The sequence below is a fragment of the Beijerinckia sp. L45 genome, from assembly GCF_009765775.1.
Classification (GTDB): Bacteria; Pseudomonadota; Alphaproteobacteria; order Rhizobiales; family Beijerinckiaceae; genus RH-AL1.
The window spans coordinates 1-2069 of the sequence record NZ_LMUU01000110.1 but is presented as its reverse complement, the minus strand read 5'-3'; the positions used below and the strand labels follow the sequence as shown (position 1 = coordinate 2069).

2 protein-coding genes are annotated in these 2069 nt (G+C 67.5%); both read right to left on the bottom strand.

The genetic code is table 11. From position 1 onward, the window contains the following. Positions 1-838, bottom strand: an 838-nt coding sequence (locus tag GSQ79_RS12025; protein ID WP_246725282.1) for a radical SAM protein, incomplete at its 3' end; no start/stop codon positions are given. 83 nt (positions 839-921) lie between these two features. After that, on the bottom strand, positions 922-1791 hold the full coding sequence (dapF, locus tag GSQ79_RS12020; protein WP_158808957.1) for a diaminopimelate epimerase: 870 nt from the start codon (positions 1789-1791) through the stop codon (positions 922-924). Between the last annotated feature and the right edge of the window lie 278 nt (positions 1792-2069).

Genomic DNA, 2069 nt, shown 5'->3' with positions numbered 1-2069 from the left:
CGGCCATCGCTTCGGTCTCGGTGGGAAAGCCGGCGATGAGGTCGGCGCCGAAGGCCATGTCGGGCCGCAGACGGCGCAGGTCCGCGCAGACGGCCACCGCATCGGCGCGGCTGTGGCGGCGCTTCATTCTCTTCAGGATCAGGTCGTCGCCGCTCTGCAGGGAGAGATGCAGGTAGGGCATCAGCCGCTCTTCCTCGGCGAAGGCGGCGCGGAGGATAGGATCGGCTTCGATGCAGTCGATGGACGAGAGCCGCAGGCGCTGCAAGTCCGGCACGCTTTTGAGGATGGCGCGGACGAGCCGGCCCAAGCTCGGCGCATCCGGCAGGTCGCTGCCATATGACGTCAAATCGACGCCGGTCAGCACGATCTCGCGAAAACCCTGCTCCGCCAGCCGGGACGCCGAGGCCACGACGTCGGCGAGCGGCGCCGAGCGCGACGGCCCGCGGCCGAGCGGAATCGCGCAAAAGGTGCAGCTGTGGTCGCAGCCGTTCTGCACGCCGAGAAACGCGCGGGTGTGATCCTCGACGCCTTCTTCCAAAGGGCTGCGGCCGTGAACGACATCGGCGATGGCGGCGCCATCATCGGTCCAGGCGCCGCGCCAGGATTCGATCGCCGTCTTGGCGCCGTTGCCCAGCACACGGTCAACTTCCGGCATCGCGGCGAAAGCGGCGACGTCCATCTGCGCGGCACAGCCGGTCACGACGACGTCGCGCGTCGGCGCCTCACGCTTCAGCCGGCGGATCGCCTGACGCGCCTGGCGCACCGCTTCGCCGGTCACGCCACAGGTGTTGACGATGGCGATATCGCGATGCCCGGCAGACAAAGCCGCCCGGCGCATCGCTTCGCCCTCGACGAGATTCAGCCGGCAGCCGAAGCTGAGGACATGCACGCCATGCGCGGCATCCAGGGTGGCACCGTCGCTCACGCAGCGCGGTCTTCGAAGAGTTCCGGATCGAGCGTGGCCGTGTATTCGAAGGTCACCGGCCCAGTCATGATGACATGACGGTCGTCATCCCAGGAAATCTCCAGCCGGCCGCCGGGCAGTTCGATCGTGGCCGCACGGCCGACCCGGCCGGTCTCCGCCGCAGCCACGAGCGTGGCGCAGGCGGCCGAGCCGCAGGCGAGGGTCGCCCCGGCGCCGCGCTCCCAAACCTTCAGACGGATGGTGTCGCGATCGAGGACCTGGGCGAAGGAGATATTGGCACGATCGGGAAAGATCGGCGCCGTCTCGAGCTTCGGACCGACGGCGGCAAGATCGATCGCATTGAGATCGTCGACGAAGAAGACGGCATGCGGGTTGCCCATGCTCAGCGCAATGGCCGGCGGCAGGCCTGGCCCGAAGTCGAGGGCACGCGGATCGACATCGGCATTGGCCAGCGGGATCGCGTCCCAGCGAAACCGCGGCAGCCCCATGTCGACGGAAAAGCGGCCGTCGGCGAGGCGATGGCAGGCGAGCGGCGTGGTCTCCGTCTCGAGCAGGACGCTGTCGCGGTCGGAGTTCTGCAGCAGGAACCAGGCGACGCAGCGCGTGCCGTTGCCGCAAGCGCCGGCCTGCGACCCATCGATATTGTAGATGCGCAGAAACGCGTCCGTCCCCGTCTGGTGAGGAGGGTGCAATACCATGAGCTGCTCGAAGGCGAGGCGGGGCTGCGCGGCGATGGCGCGCACAGCCTCCGGCACCAGGACGAAGTCGCTGTCCCGGAGGTCCAGGATCACGATTGCGTTGCCGATCCCGTTCATTTTCGTAACGGTACGGAAGGCAAGCTTGCTGGCGGAAACGGCTTCGGTCATGAGTGTTTGGGACACCATATAGCAGCGTCGGTCAAGCCGGGCGCCCGGCGCGCGCCCGAGTCTGGACCTCGCCATATATGGAGCGGCAAGGTCCGCTTTGCCTGGGTTTGCGGACAGGCTATCGCAGAGGGCGCATCGCGATTCCGCGGGCGGCACAACAAGGGAGCGGCAGGTGATCTTTCTCAACGACCGGCAGACTGTCCGGCATCTCGCCTTGGTCACCTTGATGATCGCAAGCCTTGGTGGCACGAGCATGGCGCAGGCCCAGACGCCAGCCC

What these genes read in the sequence shown, in the direction of transcription:
- dapF (WP_158808957.1), bottom strand. Translation starts at nt 1,791, where the DNA reads ATGACCGAAGCCGTTTCCGCCAGCAAGCTTGCCTTCCGTACCGTTACG.